This window comes from Tsukamurella asaccharolytica (assembly GCF_007858435.1).
GTDB classification, from domain to species: Bacteria; Actinomycetota; Actinomycetes; order Mycobacteriales; family Mycobacteriaceae; genus Tsukamurella; species Tsukamurella asaccharolytica.
The window spans coordinates 1-616 of sequence record NZ_VIGW01000049.1; the positions used below are offsets into that span (position 1 = coordinate 1).

Consider the following 616-nt stretch of genomic DNA (forward strand, 5'->3'; position numbering starts at 1 on the left):
TGGTGCGCACCCGCAGGCGCGGCTGGACTGCCACCAGGCCCTCCTCGGCCATGATGGTGCGCACCGTGTCCACACACACCACCACACCCATCCGCACGAGCTCGGCGTGGATACGCCGGTACCCATACGTGGCATCCGACGCCTCGAAACTTGCCCGAACACGGTGGGTGAGATCAATGCGACGCACCTCAGTATCAGACATCGGCCGCCTCTTCCAATCCAGGTACCCCGACTTCGACACCTCCAAACAGCGACACATCAAAGTGATCGTGTAATTGCCTTCTTCACTCACAATGAACGCGTACCGTGCGCTCACTGAACATCCCTCGCGAAGAAGGCTGCGGCTTTTTTCAGGAATTCGACCTCGGCCTGTGACTCTCGGAGTTCACGTCGCAACCGCCGTATCTCAGCCGATTCCACGACCTCTCCCGAACCAGACACCTCAGGATGGGACTCCCGGTATTTCTTCACCCACAATCCCACCGTCTGGGACACCAGCCCATAGGACTGCGCAACCGAACTGATCGTCCGATCCTTGTTGATCACCTCAAGAACAACCTGCTCCTTGAAATCATCACCATACTTGCCAGTACTCATGAATCAACCCTACCGTTCC

Annotated in this window: 2 protein-coding genes; both read right to left on the reverse strand. The window is 57.6% G+C overall.

Going from position 1 to position 616, the window contains the following annotated elements:
• On the reverse strand, positions 1 to 202 hold a 202-nt coding region (locus FK529_RS20135), incomplete at its 3' end, for an IS3 family transposase (RefSeq protein WP_158635163.1).
• Between the two features lie 110 nt (positions 203 to 312).
• The gene (locus tag FK529_RS19745) at positions 313 to 597 is read right to left on the reverse strand and encodes a transposase (protein WP_146564352.1); all 285 of its coding nucleotides are present in this window, start codon (positions 595 to 597) and stop codon (positions 313 to 315) included.
• Positions 598 to 616 lie beyond the last annotated feature (19 nt).

Excerpts from the sequence above, each read along its gene's own strand:
- FK529_RS19745 (WP_146564352.1), bottom strand. The coding sequence starts at position 597 with ATGAGTACTGGCAAGTATGGTGATGATTTCAAGGAGCAGGTTGTTCTT.